The 17874-nt window shown below is 64.4% G+C and carries 20 protein-coding genes; 3 read left to right on the top strand and 17 right to left on the bottom strand.

Annotated elements, in window-relative coordinates:
* Positions 1-2: 2 nt before the first annotated feature.
* Genes GV035_RS03700 through GV035_RS03645 form a run of 12 tightly spaced genes read right to left on the bottom strand, consistent with a single transcriptional unit; the run spans position 3 to position 10367 of the window.
* Positions 3-692 carry a TadE/TadG family type IV pilus assembly protein gene (locus tag GV035_RS03700; RefSeq protein ID WP_159833493.1) on the bottom strand — a complete coding sequence of 230 codons (690 nt, stop codon included), beginning with the start codon at positions 690-692 and terminating at the stop codon, positions 3-5.
* A complete protein-coding gene (locus GV035_RS03695) occupies positions 689-1171 on the bottom strand; it encodes a TadE/TadG family type IV pilus assembly protein (RefSeq protein ID WP_159833491.1) in 483 nt (160 codons plus the stop codon). The genes GV035_RS03700 and GV035_RS03695 overlap by 4 nt, the downstream gene beginning before the upstream one ends.
* Positions 1168-2025: a tetratricopeptide repeat protein gene (locus GV035_RS03690; RefSeq protein WP_159833490.1), complete on the bottom strand. Its 858-nt coding sequence runs from the start codon at positions 2023-2025 to the stop codon at positions 1168-1170. Before GV035_RS03690 ends, GV035_RS03695 begins: the two co-directional genes overlap by 4 nt.
* Complete coding sequence (locus GV035_RS03685) at positions 2022-2984, bottom strand: type II secretion system F family protein (protein WP_159833488.1); 963 nt, start codon at positions 2982-2984, stop codon at positions 2022-2024. Before GV035_RS03685 ends, GV035_RS03690 begins: the two co-directional genes overlap by 4 nt.
* On the bottom strand, positions 2981-3961 hold the full coding sequence (locus GV035_RS03680) for a type II secretion system F family protein (protein ID WP_159833486.1): 981 nt from the start codon (positions 3959-3961) through the stop codon (positions 2981-2983). Before GV035_RS03680 ends, GV035_RS03685 begins: the two co-directional genes overlap by 4 nt.
* Complete coding sequence (locus GV035_RS03675) at positions 3958-5361, bottom strand: CpaF family protein (protein WP_159833484.1); 1404 nt, start codon at positions 5359-5361, stop codon at positions 3958-3960. Before GV035_RS03675 ends, GV035_RS03680 begins: the two co-directional genes overlap by 4 nt.
* Before the next feature lies 1 nt (position 5362).
* Complete coding sequence (locus GV035_RS03670; RefSeq protein WP_159833482.1) at positions 5363-6583, bottom strand: AAA family ATPase; 1221 nt, start codon at positions 6581-6583, stop codon at positions 5363-5365.
* A gap of 46 nt (positions 6584-6629) precedes the next feature.
* Positions 6630-7004 (bottom strand): CpaD family pilus assembly lipoprotein, encoded by a 375-nt coding sequence (locus tag GV035_RS03665; protein WP_159833480.1) that lies wholly within the window; start codon positions 7002-7004, stop codon positions 6630-6632.
* Between the two features lie 10 nt (positions 7005-7014).
* Entirely contained in the window at positions 7015-8580 is a 1566-nt protein-coding gene (locus GV035_RS03660) for a type II and III secretion system protein family protein (RefSeq protein ID WP_159833478.1), read from the bottom strand.
* 47 nt (positions 8581-8627) lie between these two features.
* Positions 8628-9590 carry a Flp pilus assembly protein CpaB gene (gene cpaB, locus GV035_RS03655; RefSeq protein ID WP_159833476.1) on the bottom strand — a complete coding sequence of 321 codons (963 nt, stop codon included), beginning with the start codon at positions 9588-9590 and terminating at the stop codon, positions 8628-8630.
* A 12-nt stretch (positions 9591-9602) separates the two neighbouring features.
* Positions 9603-10112, bottom strand: a complete 510-nt coding sequence (locus GV035_RS03650; RefSeq protein WP_159833474.1) for an A24 family peptidase — start codon at positions 10110-10112, stop codon at positions 9603-9605.
* A 60-nt stretch (positions 10113-10172) separates the two neighbouring features.
* Entirely contained in the window at positions 10173-10367 is a 195-nt protein-coding gene (locus GV035_RS03645) for a Flp family type IVb pilin (RefSeq protein WP_159833472.1), read from the bottom strand.
* Between the two features lie 487 nt (positions 10368-10854).
* On the opposite strand from GV035_RS03645, the gene GV035_RS03640 reads away from it, so the two are divergent.
* Positions 10855-11439, top strand: coding sequence for a DNA-3-methyladenine glycosylase (locus tag GV035_RS03640; RefSeq protein ID WP_201303898.1), 585 nt, complete (start codon positions 10855-10857; stop codon positions 11437-11439).
* Here the strand turns inward: GV035_RS03640 and GV035_RS03635 are convergent, their stop codons facing one another.
* From GV035_RS03635 to GV035_RS03615, 5 genes are all read right to left on the bottom strand, one after another.
* Complete coding sequence (locus GV035_RS03635) at positions 11440-12645, bottom strand: ABC transporter substrate-binding protein (RefSeq protein ID WP_159833468.1); 1206 nt, start codon at positions 12643-12645, stop codon at positions 11440-11442. It abuts the gene before it with no gap.
* Positions 12646-12676: 31 nt separating this feature from the next.
* Complete coding sequence (locus tag GV035_RS03630; RefSeq protein WP_159833466.1) at positions 12677-13384, bottom strand: ABC transporter ATP-binding protein; 708 nt, start codon at positions 13382-13384, stop codon at positions 12677-12679.
* Entirely contained in the window at positions 13381-14166 is a 786-nt protein-coding gene (locus GV035_RS03625) for an ABC transporter ATP-binding protein (protein WP_159833464.1), read from the bottom strand. The genes GV035_RS03630 and GV035_RS03625 overlap by 4 nt, the downstream gene beginning before the upstream one ends.
* Positions 14163-16040: an ABC transporter permease gene (locus tag GV035_RS03620; protein ID WP_159833462.1), complete on the bottom strand. Its 1878-nt coding sequence runs from the start codon at positions 16038-16040 to the stop codon at positions 14163-14165. The genes GV035_RS03625 and GV035_RS03620 overlap by 4 nt, the downstream gene beginning before the upstream one ends.
* A 119-nt stretch (positions 16041-16159) precedes the next feature.
* The gene (locus GV035_RS03615) at positions 16160-16795 is read right to left on the bottom strand and encodes a TetR/AcrR family transcriptional regulator (protein WP_159833460.1); all 636 of its coding nucleotides are present in this window, start codon (positions 16793-16795) and stop codon (positions 16160-16162) included.
* Positions 16796-16925: 130 nt separating this feature from the next.
* Here GV035_RS03615 and GV035_RS03610 point away from each other — a divergent pair, with 130 nt between their 5' ends.
* Complete coding sequence (locus tag GV035_RS03610) at positions 16926-17348, top strand: YybH family protein (protein ID WP_159833458.1); 423 nt, start codon at positions 16926-16928, stop codon at positions 17346-17348.
* 23 nt (positions 17349-17371) lie between these two features.
* Positions 17372-17824, top strand: a complete 453-nt coding sequence (locus tag GV035_RS03605) for a VOC family protein (RefSeq protein ID WP_159833456.1) — start codon at positions 17372-17374, stop codon at positions 17822-17824.
* Positions 17825-17874: the final 50 nt, after the last annotated feature.

Below are 17874 nucleotides of genomic sequence, written 5' to 3'. Positions count from 1 at the left end.
CATCATGATGACGCCGACAGACTGAGCGGCAACCCGTTGCGCGTACGCACGTAGATGCGTTGATAGATCGTCCGCGTGCCGGGCGCGCTGCTCCAGAAGGCGCGCGTCGCCGCCCACGGATCGTAGTTGTAGAGAATCTCGACGATGACGGCCGAGTCGCCCACACGGAACGGCCAGGTGGCCGGCAGCATGTTGGTCGTGCCGATCTGCGACGCAAGCCCCGAGGCGTTCCACGGCGCGGCCCGCTGCCAGCTTCGGTACGGCGTGCCGGTCTTGGTGAGATCGGTCTGGTCCGCCGCGCTGACGTCGGAGGTTCCCGGCATCTTGCAATCGCTCGTGCCTTTCAGGTCGCACACGGCGGTAATGAACACCGCGCCGTTGGTCTGGAGGCCGGTGGGCGCAGCGAGCAACGAGGCGGCCGCCCACAACGCGCCGAGATTGTTCGCGTTCGCGGTCGTGTTGCTGTCGATAATCTGCGAGAACTGGCCGATCGAATCCGCGAGCGTGAAGGCCGTGTGTTCGAGCGTGCTCGCCGCGCGCATGTACAGATAGATCTCGGCGAAGCCCGACAGCACGAGACACATCAGCGGCGTGATGATGACGAATTCCACCGTCACGCTGCCGACGTTCGAGCGCAACAGGCGTAGCGAAAAGCGCGCAAGCAGGCGCAGCAAGGGGCGTGCGAATGTCATTTCTCGTTCTGCACGATGTAGTTGCGCTGGAACACCAGCTGGTTGATGCCGACGAGCTTCGGAATGCCGGTGAACGGCGGCATCGTCAGCGTGATGTTGTACGACACGACATCGCCGAAACCGCCCAGGCTGCCGTCCGTGGAACTGCTGGTGCCGATCGCACCGTACGCGCCGTAGCTCACCGTGTCGATCGCGATGGTCGCGCCGATATTCGTCCAGCCGCCGAGAATCGTGTTGATGATCGCCTTCGCCTGATCCGAGCGCGTGCCGGTCGTCGGGTTGACGGTGGTCAGCCCGGTGCGCGATGCCTGTTGCGCCGCGATCTGCACCGTCGCATCCACGCACATGTCGAGCGCCAGCTCCATCGTCATCAGGACGAGGATGAACGACAGCGGCCCGATGATCGCGAACTCGATCGTCGAGAGCCCGCTGTCGTCGCGCACGCAGCGGCGCCAGAACGGACGGCGTGCGGCGCTCATCTCGCGCTCACCGCGGTCACTGCGGTCACCGAGGTCACGGATGCGTCGTTCGAGCTCATGCGCTGACGCTGGATTTCATAGAAACGCAAGTTGTCCTGCACCGTCGACTTCGGCAGATCGCGGCCGAGAATTTCGGCGGCTGCGTCGTCGTTGCCGAGCAGGCCATAGGCGAGCGCGAGGTCCTGACGCGCCTGCGGCGGCGCGGCGGGAAAGCGCGTCACGTCGAGCAGCACGTTCGCGCCGTCGCGCGGCTTGCCCGACATCACGAGCGACAGCCCGAGGTTGATGGACAGCGACGTATCGCCCGGATTGCGCTTCAACGCTTCGGTGAGCACCGTTTGCGCTTCGTCGTGCTTGCCCTGAAGGTCGAGCGCCGCGCCGAGGCCCGCCGCCGCGAGCGGATCATCCGGGCTTTCGGTCAGTACGCGGTGGCAGGTGGCGATGGCATCGTCGAAGCGTCGCTGATGGATCGCCACGCGCGCAGCGCCGATCAGCGGCGCCGGCGCGGACTTGTCGATCGCGCTGGCCTTGTTGTAGTAGACGCCCGCGCGCGTGAAGTCGCCCACGGTGTAGAGCGCGTTGCCAAGGCCGGTCAGCGCCTCGACCGAGTTCGGATTGCCTTGCAGGATCTTTTCGTACAGCGTCGTCGCCATGTCCATGTTGCCGGACTCGAGCGCCGATTGCGCGATGCGCAGTTCGCTCATCGCACTGGGCGAGCCGTTCCTGCTTACCGGACGCAGGTCCGTGGACGCGTGCGTGGTGGTCGTCGTCGAGCAGCCGCCCGCGGCGAGCGCAAATGCGACGCAGCCGGCCAGGAACGAAACGCGTCGGGCGAAGGAAGGAGAAGTCTTCATTTTGTCTTGTCGATGAAAGCGAGGAGCTGGATCACGGACGGGCCGGCGGCGATCGCGATGATGGCGGGCAGAATGAAGAACATCATCGGCACGACCATCTTCGGCGCGAGCTGCGCGGCCTTTTCTTCCAGCGACGCCATGTGTTGCACGCGCTCGGTGCGCGACAGCGTGCGCAGCGCCTGCGTAATCGGCGTGCCGTAACGCATGGACTGCGTGAGCGTGGAAATCAGCGCGCGGATGGACGGCAGGTCGATGCGCTCGGCGAGTCCGTGCAGTGCGCGCGTGCTGTCGCCGGAGAGCTTCAGCTCGTCGGCGGTAAAGGCGAATTCGTCCGACAGCGGCGGACAGATCGTCTTCATTTCGTCGGCGACGCGGCGAATCGACACGCCGAGACTGTTGCCCGCATTCGTGCAGATGACGAGCAGATCGAGCGCGTCGGGCAGGCAACTGGCCATCGCGGCGCGGCGGCGGCGCGCCATGAAGCTGACGAGGTATTCCGGCACGATCATGCCGACGATGAACGCGGCCAGCATCGCCACGCCGCGCACGGCGGGAAAATGGCCCAGCACCGGAATGCGCGATCCGAGCATGACAGTGAGCGTCGCGCCGACCAGCCCCACGCAGAACTTCGAGGCGAGCAGCACCGACACCGAGAGGTTGCTGCGGTAGCCGCTCTTGATCAACTCCTGTTGCAGCTTGAGACGATACTTCGCGTCGAAGAGCGGCAGCTTGTCGCCGATGCGCGCGAGACGCCGCATCAGGCGCTTGCGAAAGTGCGTGTCCTCTTCCTCGTCCGCGTTGCCGGCGGTCGTGCGCAGGTTCGCGCCAGCTAGCCGCGCACGCTCCGCGATGCGGCCGCGCTGGCCACCGTGGCGCGTCATCCACCAGATCGCGAGGCCCGCGAACAGCGCGAGCAGCATCAGCAGATTGATGAGTGTCTCGACCTGATTCGGCTTCATCGCGAGGTATCCAGCTTCGAAATCTTGTTGATGACCGTGAGCCCGATCGCGATCGAAATCACGCCGAACGTCATGAGCTTCTTGCCCGCTTCCGTCTCGAACAGCACCATCGCGTAATCGCGGTTGAGAAAGAACATGCTGCCGATGATGCACACGGGCACCGCCGCCAGAATCTTGGTCGTGATGCGCGCCTCGCCCGTGAGCGCCTTCGCCTTCGTGCGAATTTCGCGGCGCGTACGCACGATGCCCGCGAGGTTTTCGAGCGTTTCGCCCAGTTGCCCGCCGGTTTCGCGCTGCAACAAGAGACACACGCAGAAGAACGAGAAGTCCGCGATCTCGATGCGTTGCATCGCCATCGCGAGCACTTCTTCGAGATCGAGACCGACTTGCAGCGAATCGCTCATCAGCTTGAACTCGCTTCTGAGCGGCTCCGGGCATTCGTCGGCGGCCGTGCTGATAACGTGCGTCACCGGGACGCCCGCACGCACGGCGCGCACGATCAGGTCGATCACATCCGGAAAGCCGTCGAGGAACCGGCGGCGAAAGCGCGCGACGAGGAACGTGTAGCTCTTCATCGTCGCGAAGACCGGCAGGCCGAGGACGAGCAGCGGCTTCACGGCGCCCGGCAGCGGCATCAGCTTCGACATGACGAGCGCGATCACCAGGCCGAGCAGCGCCGCGACGATCACGATACGCATGCCGCTCGCGCCCGCCACGGCTTTGAGGCGCGAGACCTTCGGCCCGAAGAAGCGCGTGAAGGCGTTGTCGTGCTTGTTGACCTTGAAGAGGTCCGTGTCGAATTGGCCGGCGTTGCGCTCGCGCGCGCCGATGAATCCGTGGCTCGCGAACGACGCCTGCATGCGCGCCTGAATGCGTGCGTGCGGCCGGCTTTTGCGCATGTCCTGAAAGACGAAGAACATGACGCCCGCGAGAATCGCGATGACGAACGTGCAGAGGGTGAGCAGGTTGATGTTCATGCCGGCTTCATCGCTTCGAGCAGCGCCTCTTCGAGGCCGTAGTACTGCGCGCGCTGCGAGAACGCGGGCCGCACGGCGGCGGATTCGTACACGCCCTTCACTTCTTCGCTGTAGGCGCTCGCGTCGTAGCGGAACGTGAACAGGTCCTGCGTGATGATGACGTCGCCTTCCATGCCGACGAGTTCGGTCACGCGCGTCACGCGGCGCATGCCGTCGCGCATGCGTTCGATCTGCACGATCAGATGCACCGCGCTCGCAATCTGGCGGCGGATCGACAAGAGCGGCAGATTGCCGTTGGCCATCATCACCATCGATTCGAGACGCGTGATGCCGTCGCGCGGCGTGTTCGCGTGAATCGTGGTCATCGAGCCGTCGTGGCCCGTGTTCATCGCCTGAAGCACGTCGAACGCTTCGGGGCCGCGCGTTTCGCCGAGGATGATGCGGTCCGGGCGCATCCGCAGCGCGTTGCGCACGAGGTCGCGCTGCGTCACCGCGCCGAGTCCTTCGGCGTTCTCGGGGCGCGTTTCGAGGCTCACGACGTGCGGCTGCACGAGCTGCAGTTCCGCCGCGTCTTCGATTGTCACCGTGCGCTCGCCGTGCCCGATGAAGTGCGACAGCGCATTGAGCAGCGTGGTCTTGCCGGAGCCCGTGCCGCCCGACACGATCACGTTGAGGCGGCAGGTGCTGGCGAGCTTGAGGACGGTCGCCATCGCGGGCGACATGTTGCCCTGCTGCGCCATGCGATGCAGCGTGATATTGCGCTTCGAGAACTTACGAATGGAGATCGACGCGCCGTGGATCGCGAGCGGCGGCAGCACGACGTTGACCCGGCTGCCGTCAGCAAGACGCGCATCGACCATCGGCGAGCTTTCGTCGACGCGCCGCCCCACGCCTGCCGCGATGCGCTGCGCCACGTTGATGACGTGCGCGTTGTCGCGGAACTTGCAGTTGGTCAGCTCCAGCCGTCCGTGGCGTTCCACGTACACCTGATCCGGACCGTTGACGAGCACGTCGGAGATGGTTTCGTCGGCGAGCAGCGGCTCGATCGGGCCGAGTCCGTACATGTCGTTCAGCAGTTCGCCGACGATCTGCACCTGCTCGGAGATCGTGATGTTGAGCCCCTCGCGCTCGGCGACTTCCATCACCAGCGCCTCGATACCGGGCTTCATCTGTTCGCGCGACTTGCCGACGACCGCCGACGCGTTCATCGATGAGAACACGCCTGCGCGAATCGACTTGAACAGGTCCGAACGCACCAGCGTGTCGTTGGCGTCCGCGGCAGGCGCCGGCGCGGGCGCCTGAGACGGCGCCGGCGCGGCAGCCGGCAGCGGCTGCGCGTTCTCGGCTTCCGCCTCGACCGTTTGCAGCGGCGTGCGGGCGGCCTGTTTCTGGCCGAACATGTCAGCTTCTCCTCAGTCTGAACTTCTGGAGCAGCGAGCGTTCAACCGTCGCGTGCTGCCCGGTCAGGTCGCTCGCAATCCGCACGATGGCCTGATTGAAGCCGTTCGCCGCCTTTTCCCTGGGCGCTTCGCCCAGGTTCTCCGCCGTGGCGAGCGCCTTGGCCTCGAACTGGATTTCATGCAGCACCGTGCGCCCGACTGCCTGCATGAAATCGGTCGTCTGCACCTTGCCCGCGCTCGCCGCGTTCGGGTTGTTCAGCAAGAGCGAAGTCGGCGGATTGTTGTCGCGGTCTTCGATGAAACGCAGCAGGCGAATGGTTTCGCGCGTCGCGTGTACCGAGCGGTCCGTGATGAGATAGACGCGCGAGGCCTGATCGAATGCTTCCTGCGCGAGCGGATCGCCGGAATGGCCGATATCGATGATCACGTAGTGGAAGCTGTCGCACAGCAGTTCGATGACGCGCTTGAGCGCGCCCGGCGGATGCGTGCGTTGCGTGCCGTATTCGAGATCGGCCGTCAGCAGGAACAGGCGGCCGCCGTTGGCGACGAGCGTGCGTTCCACATATTGCGGATCGAGACGGTGTGCGTTCTGGAGGACGTCCACGAGACCGCCGTTCGTCTGCGTGCCGAGCATGCTGTTCGCGGCGCCGCCCGTCAGATTCAGATCGACGTAAGCCACCCGGCGATGCGTGTCCTCGGCCAGATGGCGCGCGAGATTGAGCGCGACGGTCGTCACGCCCACGCCGCCGCGCGCGCCTGCGAACGCGATGGTCTTGCCGGCGCGCGCCAGCGTCACCGGACTGACTTTGCCCTCCGCGACGTTGATGGTGCGCTTGAGCAGTTCCACCGTCAGCGGCTTGACCAGATAGTCGCGCACGCCGATCTTCAGCAGACTGCGGAACAGGCCGACGTCGTTGCGCTCACCGAGAGCGATCACCTGCACCGACGGCTCGCACACTTCGGCGAGGCGGTTCAGGTCGGACAGCGGCATCACCGAGCCTTGCAGATCGACGAGCAAGAATTGCGGCGAACGCTCGAGGCGGCTCACGTAGGCGATCGCATCGTCCAGATTGCCGAGCGCGACATGCGCGTGCGGCATCGCCTGTTCGAGCACGAAGCTCTTCAAGACCTGTTCGGTCTGACGGTCCGAGACGAACGCGATGAAGTCGGCGGCCCGGACCGAACCCTTGCCCTTGATCAGCGTGAACTCTGTTGTGCTCATGGCGTTCGGTATCGCTTGGTTGTCACTGGTTATCGGTGCGGTGCGCTTACTTGCTGCTGCGCGAGGTGGCCGTGTCGAGCGGAATCACGCGGCCGTTCTCATAGCGGTTGACCGCGCTCGCGGCGACCGCGGCATCGGCCGGGCCGAGCGTCTGCGGATGCGCGGCGTCCTCCGGCCGCGCGAGTTGCGCCGCGAGGTTCGTGTACGTGGCGCAGCCCCATTGCATCGCCGGGCGGCGCACGCCGCTGTCCGTCAAAAGCGAGGCGCGCTGGAGCTGGTCGCAGTCGGGCGGCACGGCGTTGTGGCCGTCATAGCCGATCACACGGGCGTCGGGCATGCCGGCGGGCGGTTTGATGCAGCCGGCGAGCGGCGCGGCGCACGCGCCCACCACGAGAAGCGAAACGAGGCGAAGGTGAGTCATGGCGTCGATCTCAATAGACATAGCCGGCGGCGCCGACCAGACGAGGCTGTCCCGCGGCCGCCCGCGATCCTTCCGGCGCGCCGAAGCCGCGGCCCAACGCGTATTCCACGTCGCTCGCGGGCGACACGAGCGATTCGATCGGCGAGCGCAGCTTGGCCGGATCCGTCGGCTCGACGATGTAAGGCGTCACCATGATGACGAGCTCGGTCTTGTTGTTCTGGTAGTTGGTCGACGAGAACAGCTTGCCGAGAATCGGCAACGAGCCGATGCCGGGCACCTGCGAAACGACGTCGCTGGTGTTGCTCTGCAGCAGCCCGCCGATCGCGAAGCTCTGGCCGCTCGCGAGCTCCACCGTCGTGTCGGCGCGGCGCACGGACAGGCCCGGCACGGTCACGCCGCCCGTCGTCACGCTGGCCGTCGAGTCGATCTGGCTCACTTCGGGGCGCACCTTCAGGCTGATGCGGCGGTCGTTCAAGACCGTCGGCGTGAAATCGAGCTTGACGCCGAACTGCTTGAATTCGACGGAGATCGCGCCGTTCGTCTGCGATACGGGGATCGGAAACTCGCCGCCCGCGAGGAAGCTGGCCGTTTGCCCGGACAGCGCGACGAGGTTCGGCTCGGCCAGCACGGTCAGGAGACCTTCCTGGTTGAGCGCGTCGATCAGCGCGCGGATATCCGTGTTGTTGGTCCTGAAGCCAGTCAGCAGCGAGAACGCGTTGTTGCTCGCCAGATTCACCGGGTAAGTCACCGAGCCGTTCGAGCCGGTGACGGGGTTGTTGTAGTTGTAGATCTGGCGGCCGCTGAAGATGCCGCTGTACCAGTTGCCCGCCGCATTGCCGATCGCCTGCCAGTTGATGCCCCATTGCTGCGTGACATTGCGATCCACTTCGGTAATTCGCACGCGCAACTGCACCTGCAACGGGCGCGCGACCGTCATGCGGTTGACGAGCACTTCCTTGTCCGCAAGCTGCGACGACACGGCCTGCACGATGGCGTCGGCATCGGCGGAATCCTGTGCCTGACCGGTCAGCACGAGCGAGCCCTGCGCGCCGCTCACGTTCACATCGATATTCGGAAAGCGCGCCTTGAGCATCGCGCGCAGCGAGACCATGTCGCGATTGACGACCACCGTGCGCTGGAAAATCGGGCGGTTGTTGGCGCCGAGCGCATACACCGTCGTGGAGCCGGCCTTCTTGCCGAGGACGAACAAGGCGCGCGGCGACGGCGCCTGCACGTCCGCGACGGCCGGATCGGCGACAAACACCGACACGGCATCCTCGGGCAGATGCAGCATCGAGCCCTTGCCCGCGTCGAGCGCGAGCACGCCGGGCGAGGCGTCCGAGGTGACGACGCCGCGCTGCGCGTTGACGGGACTGCCCGCGCGCGCGGCGACGCGCACCGCGTGCGGCGCGGGCTGCGGCTGCGACTGTGACTCCGACGACGGCATCGGAATCAACTGAGGCTCGACCGCCTGCGCCGCCGCTGCGCCGAAAAGCCCGGCGCACGCCAGCGCGCCGAACACGCCGCGAGCAACCGGCAGCGCCGGACTGGCTTTCGCATTGAACTGCTTCTTCATGACATTCGTTTCCTTGGTCGCCGGATGCACCGGCCGCTTGCGCGCGATCAGTTGTGCAGCACGGGGACAGTCGGCAGCGGCGGCGTGCCGGCGACGTTGCCGGCCTGCGCGACGCTCTGGCCATCGCTCTTTTCCGAGCCGCGATAGATGGCCACGGTGCGCGGCACGGGCGGCGCGACGCTGGCTGCCGGCGCGCCCGGTTGCGCCCGGTTGCGCGGCAGATCACGCACGGCGCGCGAGATGTCGCCCGCCCAGATCGGCGGACGCTCGGCGGCCGTGGTGCTCGCGGCGGCAGCGGCGGCGGCCGGATCGCGGCTCACGGTGGCGAACGAGCGCAACGCGAGCGAGAGGCTGCCCAGACGCGCGGCCACGGCGACGACTTCGCCCATGCGCGGCGTGACCTCGAGCGTGACGGTGCGCGCGCGGATACCGCTGTCCGTCGCGTCGCTGTTCGCCTTCGGGCGTTTGATTTCGGAACCGACGGCGAGCACACGCACATGCTCCACCACGGTTTCGCTCGATACGGCCATGTCCGGCGAATCGGTGCGGCGGTCCATCTGCTGCGTGAGCAGAAGGTCGACATAATCGCCCGGCTGGATCAGGCCGGCATTGCCCGACACGTCGTCCACCGCGACGGATACGGCGCGCATCTCCGGCTTGAGCGTCGCGGCCAGAAAGCCCGGCGCGTTCGGCAGGATCACGTCGTCGGCGATCAGGACTGCGCCCTGATTTACCGGATGACGCAGCAGCGCGCCCTTCAGATCGGGCGCATCCGGCGCACCGGCAACGATGGCGTTGGCCGGAACGTCGGGCGTCGGCATCGACTTCCAGGTGATGTCTTCATCGCGCAGCAAGAGGCCCTGCGGCAGCGCGGCGGCGCTGACGAGCACTTTCTCCGTCGTGATGACGGGCGTCGATGGCTTCGATGCGCTGGCGACGACCACGCGCACGATCATGGCGATGAGCAAAGCGCCGACGAGCAGCACGGCGAACTTGATGATGTTGGACATGGGAGCGCCGCCTCAATGCGACAGAATCAGTGGCAGCGCGGCCGGCAGCACGATCACGAGACCGCCGCCGAGCGCGAGCGCCACACCGTAAGGCACGCCGCGCGCGCCGGAAAACATGGCCAGCGCGCGCATCGGCGCCGAGCGTTGGTCGGCGTTCATGTTGCGCGTGGCGAGACTGATCAGGGACACCAGCGTCCCGATCACGGAAATGAGGGTGAGTGCGGGGAGCGAAAGGCTCAGGCCCGACCACAGGAAAATGACTGCCGCGAGCTTCGCATCGCCGCCGCCGAGCATCTTCGCGGCGAACAGCGCGGCGCAAACCGCGAATACGGCGACCGCCAGCGTCAGATGCGAAATTATCTGATCGAGCGGCATCTTGACGATGAATGCGTCGATAAAGAACAGCGAGCCGATCGCCAGCACGATGCCTGTCGGAAGGCGACGCGCGCGCACGTCGATGACCGCGAGCACGAGAAGCGCGCATAGCACGCCAAGGCGGATGGCAAGGGAAGCGAGCTGCACTTTTCGGACCGGTTAAGTGGAGAAAAACAGATCCGCGCGGCGCGCGGATCTGGCGTTGCGTTAGCTACCGCTGCTTGCAGCCGACTTAGCCGACGTAACGCGGCTGTTCAGGTCGGTGAACCAGCTCTGGATGTTGGTCGAGAAGCTGCTGGCGAGGGCGCCGAGAGCAACCGCGATGATGCCGGCCAGAATCGCGTATTCCATCGCGCTGACGCCGCGCTCATCGCGGACGAACGCCTTAATGAACTTGCGCATTTGAATTTCCTTAGAGGACGAGTTGAGGTAGGTGTGGACCCGGCAAAAAGGAGGACCGGGCGAAGCACATCGTAGCCAAACGAGCCAGAAATAAGTTCGCCTTTTAGAGGGCGAAAATGGCTTCAATTCGAGGCTTAAGTGACGACGCGCAACGCTGCTATCGGCAGCGGCGTGGAAAACTTGAGAGAGAGAGATATTTCTTTTTGAGCGCGAGGCGATGAAATCGCCCGGCTCGAGTCGCGCTGGCTTGCAGGTGCAAGCTCACGGAGAACGTTTGCTGAGGCTCGGAGTGGCTCAGGAAAGTGGAACGCTTTCTTCGGACCGCTGCTTGGCGGCCTTTGCTTTGCGAGCCCGCGAAGATTACACGCACATCGGTGCTTTTGTCACGTCATTTGAAAGCTTCTGCTAACGCGCTTTTATCGATTCGACGTGCCGGAATCATCACGCTCTTTTGCCGCGTCCCCTATGCGCATCCTTGATTAGAATGATGCCTGTGAACGCCAAAATCAAACATCCCTTCATCGACTTCTCGGCCGCATCGGACGAAGTCGCGCGGCGCCTCATCGGCGCACGCTTCACCGTGGACGGCGTCGGCGGGCGCATCGTGGAAACGGAGGCTTACGACCGTGAAGATCCCGCGTCGCATACCTTCTCGGGCCCCACGCCGCGCAACGCAGTCATGTTCGGGCCGCCCGCCCATGCTTACGTCTATCGTTCTTATGGCATCCACTGGTGCCTGAACTTCGTATGCCGCGAAGCCGGCCACGGCGCCGGCGTGCTGATTCGCGCAATCGAGCCGTTGACGGGCATCGACGTCATGCGCCAGCGGCGCGGGGTCGAACCGGTCAAGCTGCTGTGCTCCGGGCCAGGCCGGCTCGCGCAGGCGCTCGGCATCACGCACAAGGATAACGGCGCGTCGCTGCTCGAAGCGCCCTTCTGTATCGAGCCGCCCGACAAAGCATTCGATGTCGTCACGGGTCCGCGCATCGGCATCAGCAAGGCGATGGATGTGCCCTGGCGCTTCGGGCTTGCAGGGTCGAAATTCGTTAGCAAGCCCTTTCCCAAAGGCTGATTAGTCCGCGGGACGCAGCTTCCTCACTTCTTCGTCCGAAGGCTGCACGCTTGCACCGTCGATATAGCGGAACGAACTCATCACGCCCTTGCCGTCTTTCAGCGCGGTGACGCCGACATAAGCGCCCATCGTCGATTGATTGTCCTGCTTGCGATAGACGATCGGGCCAAACGGCGTGTTCACCGAGAGGCCCTTGAAAGCGGCGGCGAGCTTGTCCGCGTCCGTGCTGCCCGCTTTCTTGAGGCCGTCGGCGAGCGACATCATCGCCGTGTAGCCGACAACGGAGCCCAGGCGCGGATAGTCGTGATATCTCGCTTGATACGCGGCGACGAACTGCTTGTTAGCCGGCGTATCGATGGCATACCACGGGTAGCCCGTGACGATCCAGCCAACGGGGGCTTCCGCGCCGAGCGGATCGAGATAATCCGGCTCGCCCGTCAAAAGCGACACGACTGCGCGATCCTTGAAAAGACCGCGCGTATTGCCCTCGCGAACGAACTTGCCGAGGTCCGCGCTAAAGAGAACGTTGAAGATGGCATCGGGCTTTGCGTCGGCAAGCGCCTGCGTGACAGCGCCTGCATCGACATTGCCGAGCGGCGTCGCCTGTTCCGCGACGAACTCCACATCGGGCTCTGCCGCCTTGAGCAGACGCTTGAATGTCGCCACCGCCGACTGGCCGTATTCATAGTTCGGATAGACGAGCGCCCAGCGTTTCTTCTTGAGCCTGGCCGCTTCGGGGACGAGCATGGCCACCTGCATATAGGTCGATGGCCTCAAACGGTAGGTGTACTTATTACCGTCCTGCCAGACGATCTTGTCGGTCAGCGGCTCGGCTGCGAGGAAAAAGATATGCCGCTGCCTGGCGTAATCCGCTAACGCGAGTCCGGTGTTCGACAGATACCCGCCGAACAGAAGCTTCACTTGTTCCCGCGAAACGAGTTCCTGCGCGACGCGCACGGTATCGCCCGGGTTGCCGTTATCGTCGCGTGAAACGACCTCCAGCTTGTTGCCGTTGACGCCGCCTGCCGCGTTGATCTGCTCCAGCGCCAGGTTCCAACCGTCCTTGTAGGGCATTAGAAACGCGGGCTGCGCTTTATAGCTATTGATTTCCCCGATCTTGATGGTGTCCGCGTGAGCGGCGAAAGCCGTGACGGCCCCGAGGGCGGCCAGGCTCAGGCGCAGCCTGTTCACTGCTTGATGAGTCATCGATGCTACTCCTCTAAAGAAATCTTCACGCTCAAACGCCGAGATAAGCGCGCCGCGCGGCATCGTCCTGAACGAATGCCTTCATCGCTCCCGCATAACGAACCTGGCCTTTTTCGAGCACATACACGCGGTCGCTGACGAGTTCGGCGAAATGCAGGTTCTGTTCCGAGAGCAAGATGGCGAGCCCTTCACGCTTCAGTTCGAGAATCATATCGGCCATTTGCTCGACGATGATCGGCGCCATGCCTTCCGATGGCTCATCGAGCAGCACGACGCGCGGGTTGCCCATCAGCGTGCGCGAGACGGTCAGCATTTGTTGTTCGCCGCCGCTCATGCGACTGGCGCGGCGGTGACGCATCTCGCCGAGGTTCGGAAAGACGCGAAAGAGCTTGTCCGGCGTCCATAGCGGTGCGCCTTCGCGCGGCGGCTGGCGGCCGGTATCGAGGTTCTCCATCACGGTGAGGTCGCCAAAGACGCGGCGATCTTCGGGCACATAGCCAAGCCCCTTACGCGCGATCCGATAAGGCGCCATGCCCGATACGCTTTCGCCCATGAATTCGACCGTGCCGGTCACACGCGGCAGAAGACCCATCACGGCTTTCATCGTTGTGGATTTGCCCGCCCCGTTGCGCCCCATGAGCGCCACGACTTCGCCGCGCCCGACTTCGAGCGCAACGTCGAAAAGGATTTGCGCGCGGCCATAAAAGGCATTGAGCGCGTCGACTTTGAGCAGGGTCATCGCACTGCTCCGTCGAGCGACAGTGCGCGCGGCGCATACGATGCACCCGTGCCCAGATACACTTCGCGCACTCGGGCGTCGTTGCGGATTGCATCGGCATCGCCTTCTGCGATCAGTTGCCCTCGCGCCAGCACGATCAGCGTATCGGCATATTCGAACACGACGTCCATGCTGTGTTCCGTGAACAGCACGCCGATGTTGCGCTCTTTGGCAAGGCGCGCGGTGAGCGCCATGAGCGCGTTGCGCTCCTCGGGCGCCATGCCCGCAGTGGGCTCGTCCATCAGCAGCAGCTTCGGGCGGTTCGACAAGGCCATCGCGAGTTCCACGCGCTTGACGTCGCCGTAAGCGAGCACCGCGCAAGTGCGCCGCGCGTGCTCCGCCATGCCGACGAGTTCGAGCAAGGCCATTGCTTCATCCTCACGCCATGATGCGGCGCGCGAGAAGGCATTGAACACGCGCCGCTCGCGCGAGAGCAACGCCATCTGCATGTTTTCCAGAACGGTCATTGAATTGAACGTGGCCGCGACCTGAAACGTGCGGCCGACGCCGAGCCGCCAGATATCGCGCGGACGCCTGGCCGTGATGTCGCGGCCGTCGAGATGGATCGTGCCTGACGTGGGTTTCAGTTGCCCGTTGATCATGTTGAAGCACGTCGATTTTCCGGCTCCGTTAGGGCCGATCAGTGCAAGCAATTGTCCTGCGCCAAGCGAGAAAGAAACATCGTCCACGGCCTTCACGCCGTCGAACGATTTCGACAGGTTGTCGATGCGCAAGAGCGTCATTGCGCCTCCGTGAACCGGTCGCGCACGAAGCCCGCAATGCCCTGAGGAAACGCCATCACGAGCACCAGAATGGCGGCCCCGAGCAACGCTTGCCAATAGTCGGTCTGCCGCGCGACGGTGTCTTGCAGCCATGTGAAAACCGCAGCGCCGACAATGGGTCCGGCAAGCGTCTGAATGCCGCCGAGCAGCACCATCACGAGTCCGTCGACGGAACGCCCGACGCTAATGACTTCGGGCGAGATATTCCCTTTGGAAAAGGCATATAGCGAGCCCGCGAGCCCGCATATCAGCGCGGCCGCGACGAACGCGGCCCATTGCACCCGCGCGACGCCGATGCCGGTCGCTTCCGCGCGCAACGGCGAGTCGCGGCCCGCGCGCATCGCGAGTCCGAGCGGTGCGAACAGCATGCGTCGCAATAGCCATACGCCAAAGATAGCCGCAGCGAGCGTGACGTAATAGAACGCAACGGGCGATGAAAGCCAGGGCGACGGCCACATGCCGAGCAAGCCGTTGCTGCCGCCTGTCACCGCGTCCCATTGATAGACGATAGACCATACGATCTGCGCGAACGCGAGCGTCAGCATCGCAAGATACACGCCGGACAGCCGCACGCAGAACCATCCGAACACGATCGCGCCGAAGCCTGCCAGAAGCGGCCCGAGCACGAGGGCCGCTTCCATCGGTAAGGCAAGCGCCTTCAAAAACAGCGCCGCGCCGTATGCGCCGAGGCCGAAATAAGCCGCATGGCCGAAGGAATGCATGCCGCCCGGGCCCATGATGAAATGCAGGCTCGCGGCGAACAGAACGGCGATAAGAATCTCGACGAGCAAGACGGGCATGTAAGGCCAAGCGTCGGCGGCCAACGGCGCGAGTGCAAGCAGCAACACGACGACAGTCCAGCCGATTTTCACGCGGCGCGATGCGGGCACGAGCGGCCTGTCGGCGGGCGCGGCGGATCGGGCAATGCTCTGAGCGCGTCCGAACAAGCCCCAGGGACGCAGCACCAACACGACAGCCATCAACACGAACTCCGCGACGAGCGTGAACTTCGACAGCGAGAAATCGACGCCGAACAGCGACACCTGTCCGATGCCGATGCACAGTGCCTTGATTTCCGCGATCAACAACGCCGCGACGAATGCGCCCGGAATCGAGCCCATTCCACCGACGACCACGACCACGAACGCATTGCCGATCGTGTCGATATCGAGTGAGAGACTCGCAGGCATGCGCGGTATTTGCAGCGCGCCGCCGAGGCCCGCGAGGAATGCGCCCGCAAAGAAGACACTCGTGAACAGCCACGCCTGATTGACGCCTAGCGCGCCGAGCATTTCGCGATCCGCGCTTGCCGCTCGGACAAGCGTCCCCCAACGCGTTCGCGTCAGCGCATACCAGAGCGCAAGCAGCACGAGCGGACCGGCGACGATCAACACCACGTTATAGACGGGCAACGCATGGCCGAGCAATTGCACGGCACCGGCGAGATGCGGCGCGCGCGGACCGAACAGGTCGTCCGGTCCCCACAGATAGAGCGAGGCGTCACGCACGATCAGCACCAGCGCGAAAGTCGCAAGCAAATGAAAGAGCTCGGGCGCGCGATAAATGCGCCTGAGCACGCTCACTTCGATGAGCGCCCCCAACGTCCCCACGACGATCGCGGCACCGACGACCGACGCCCAGAATCCCAGCACACTGGCGCCGAACCGGCTCGTCAGACTGTACGCGACATAGACGCCCAACATGTACAGCGAGCCGTGCGCGAAGTTGACGATGCGCGTGACGCCGAATATGAGCGAGAGCCCCGACGCGACGAGGAAAAGCGCGCAGGCATCGGCCAGGCCATTGACGAGTTGAACGAGCAGGTTGGCGAACATCGGGCGCGTTTGGTGTCTGAAGGGCTTAAGGGCTTAAGGAGCCATGCAACGACGAGGCGACATTATCGGCGAATTGCGCGCCGGCTTCGTTTTCGGCGCGCGAACTCAGGCGGCTTGAGTCACAGGCCGCTCTCCACCATCGTCAAAAGCCGCGCGGCAAGCGGCTCGATCTTGTCGGCATTCAGCCCTTGCAGCGGCCCTTCGATCAGTAGCAGCGCAAAGCCGTGTACTGCGCTCCACGCCAGAAATTCCGCGTCGGGCCGGCGCCGCGCGTCGAGTGCGCCGGCTTCCACCATTTCATCGAGCGCGCGGCTCAATAGCTGGAACGGGTCCAGACCGCTCGGGCCGGTGCCGTACGGAGCCTCATGTTCGATCCACTCTGCCTGTGGCGCGGCGAACGCGGTGCGAAAGAGTCCCGTCTCCGCCTGCGCGAAACGCAAATACCCCGCTCCGATAGCGCGCAGTCCCGCGCGGGCCGCATCCGCGCGACGACGCTTTTTCGGACGCGCCGCCAGTTCTTCTTCCATCGCCTCCGCCACCGACGACAACGCCGCCGAACGCACCGCGCTCAGCAGCGCATCCCTGTTGTCGAAGTGCCGGTACGCCGCATTCGGCACGACCCCCGCGCGGCGCGTTGCTTCGCGCAAGACGATCGCATCCGGACCGCCTTCTCGCGCGAGTTCGATGCCAGCGTCGATGAGCGCGCGCCGAAGGTCGCCATGTCTGTAAGTGTTTCGCGGCTTCGCTTTCGTCATTGGTATTCTTGTTCTGCCGAAGCAGTCAGTTTGCATGTGGACACTGTCCATTATCTCTGCTATTTTTTGTGGACGGTGTACACAAGTGGAAATAAATCCGTCATCGTATGCGTCCATGATGGAGAACCGAATGAGCCTCACGAACGATAGTCCGCATGACGAAGCCCGCATTCGCGAGCTGACGGAAGCATGGCGGCAAGCGGTGCTCGCAAAGGACACAGCCGCGCTCGTCGCGCATTACGCGCCCGATGTCGTGGTGTTCGATGTCGTGCCGCCCGCTTCCATGACCGGCGTGCAGCGTTATCGCGAGAACTGGCAACGCTGGTTCGACAGCATCAGCGGCCCGCTCGCGTTCGACATCATGGACATGCACGTCGCGGTCAGCGGCGAACTCGCGTATGCGTACTCGCTCAATCGCGTGGCGGCGGGCGGGCGCGACGACATCGTGCGCGCGACCGTGTGTTTCAGAAAGATCGACGGCGACTGGCGCGTGGTGCACGAGCACGCGTCGGTGCCGCTCATGATGGACATGGACCCCGACGAAGCGTCCTGACAGTCCCAACCCAAGGAGCAGACATGACAGTGCAACCGTATTTGTTTTTCGAAGGCCGGTGTGAAGAAGCGGTGTCGTTTTATCGCGAGCACTTGGGCGCACAGGTGCAGATGACCATGCGCTTCAAAGACAATCCCGACGCGGGCAAGCAAGGCGGCGGCGAAGCGGCGAGTGGCTGCAGCATGCCGCCCGGCTCGGAAGACAAAGTGATGCATACCGCATTCACCATCGGCGATTCCGTGCTGATGGCGTCCGACGGCATGTGCAGCGGCAAGCCGAATTTCCAGGGCGTGTCGCTGTCGCTCACGGCAAGCGACGAGCAGCAGGCCGAGAAGTACTTCAATGCGCTCGCAAACGGCGGCCAGATTCAGATGCCGATGACGCAGACGTTCTTCGCCAAACGCTTCGGCATGGTTCAGGACAAATTTGGCGTCTCGTGGATGGTGCTCGGCGGCGTGGAGCACCATCCCGCTTGACTGTGGTGAGAACGCGGGGCGCGAAGGCCCGAAAGACCCGACACGCAGGT

The organism is Burkholderia sp. 8Y (assembly GCF_902506145.1).
Classification (GTDB): domain Bacteria; phylum Pseudomonadota; class Gammaproteobacteria; order Burkholderiales; family Burkholderiaceae; genus Caballeronia.
This window is presented reverse-complemented; position numbering and strand designations above follow the sequence as displayed.

Coding starts and splice junctions, on each gene's coding strand:
- GV035_RS03700 (WP_159833493.1), bottom strand. CDS start 692: ATGACATTCGCACGCCCCTTGCTGCGCCTGCTTGCGCGCTTTTCGCTA.
- GV035_RS03695 (WP_159833491.1), bottom strand. CDS start 1,171: ATGAGCGCCGCACGCCGTCCGTTCTGGCGCCGCTGCGTGCGCGACGAC.
- GV035_RS03690 (WP_159833490.1), bottom strand. CDS start 2,025: ATGAAGACTTCTCCTTCCTTCGCCCGACGCGTTTCGTTCCTGGCCGGC.
- GV035_RS03685 (WP_159833488.1), bottom strand. CDS start 2,984: ATGAAGCCGAATCAGGTCGAGACACTCATCAATCTGCTGATGCTGCTC.
- GV035_RS03680 (WP_159833486.1), bottom strand. CDS start 3,961: ATGAACATCAACCTGCTCACCCTCTGCACGTTCGTCATCGCGATTCTC.
- GV035_RS03675 (WP_159833484.1), bottom strand. CDS start 5,361: ATGTTCGGCCAGAAACAGGCCGCCCGCACGCCGCTGCAAACGGTCGAG.
- GV035_RS03670 (WP_159833482.1), bottom strand. CDS start 6,583: ATGAGCACAACAGAGTTCACGCTGATCAAGGGCAAGGGTTCGGTCCGG.
- GV035_RS03665 (WP_159833480.1), bottom strand. CDS start 7,004: ATGACTCACCTTCGCCTCGTTTCGCTTCTCGTGGTGGGCGCGTGCGCC.
- GV035_RS03660 (WP_159833478.1), bottom strand. CDS start 8,580: ATGAAGAAGCAGTTCAATGCGAAAGCCAGTCCGGCGCTGCCGGTTGCT.
- cpaB (WP_159833476.1), bottom strand. CDS start 9,590: ATGTCCAACATCATCAAGTTCGCCGTGCTGCTCGTCGGCGCTTTGCTC.
- GV035_RS03645 (WP_159833472.1), bottom strand. CDS start 10,367: ATGCGCAAGTTCATTAAGGCGTTCGTCCGCGATGAGCGCGGCGTCAGC.
- GV035_RS03640 (WP_201303898.1), top strand. CDS start 10,855: ATGCCTGTGAACGCCAAAATCAAACATCCCTTCATCGACTTCTCGGCC.
- GV035_RS03635 (WP_159833468.1), bottom strand. CDS start 12,645: ATGACTCATCAAGCAGTGAACAGGCTGCGCCTGAGCCTGGCCGCCCTC.
- GV035_RS03630 (WP_159833466.1), bottom strand. CDS start 13,384: ATGACCCTGCTCAAAGTCGACGCGCTCAATGCCTTTTATGGCCGCGCG.
- GV035_RS03625 (WP_159833464.1), bottom strand. CDS start 14,166: ATGACGCTCTTGCGCATCGACAACCTGTCGAAATCGTTCGACGGCGTG.
- GV035_RS03620 (WP_159833462.1), bottom strand. CDS start 16,040: ATGTTCGCCAACCTGCTCGTTCAACTCGTCAATGGCCTGGCCGATGCC.
- GV035_RS03615 (WP_159833460.1), bottom strand. CDS start 16,795: ATGACGAAAGCGAAGCCGCGAAACACTTACAGACATGGCGACCTTCGG.
- GV035_RS03610 (WP_159833458.1), top strand. CDS start 16,926: ATGAGCCTCACGAACGATAGTCCGCATGACGAAGCCCGCATTCGCGAG.
- GV035_RS03605 (WP_159833456.1), top strand. CDS start 17,372: ATGACAGTGCAACCGTATTTGTTTTTCGAAGGCCGGTGTGAAGAAGCG.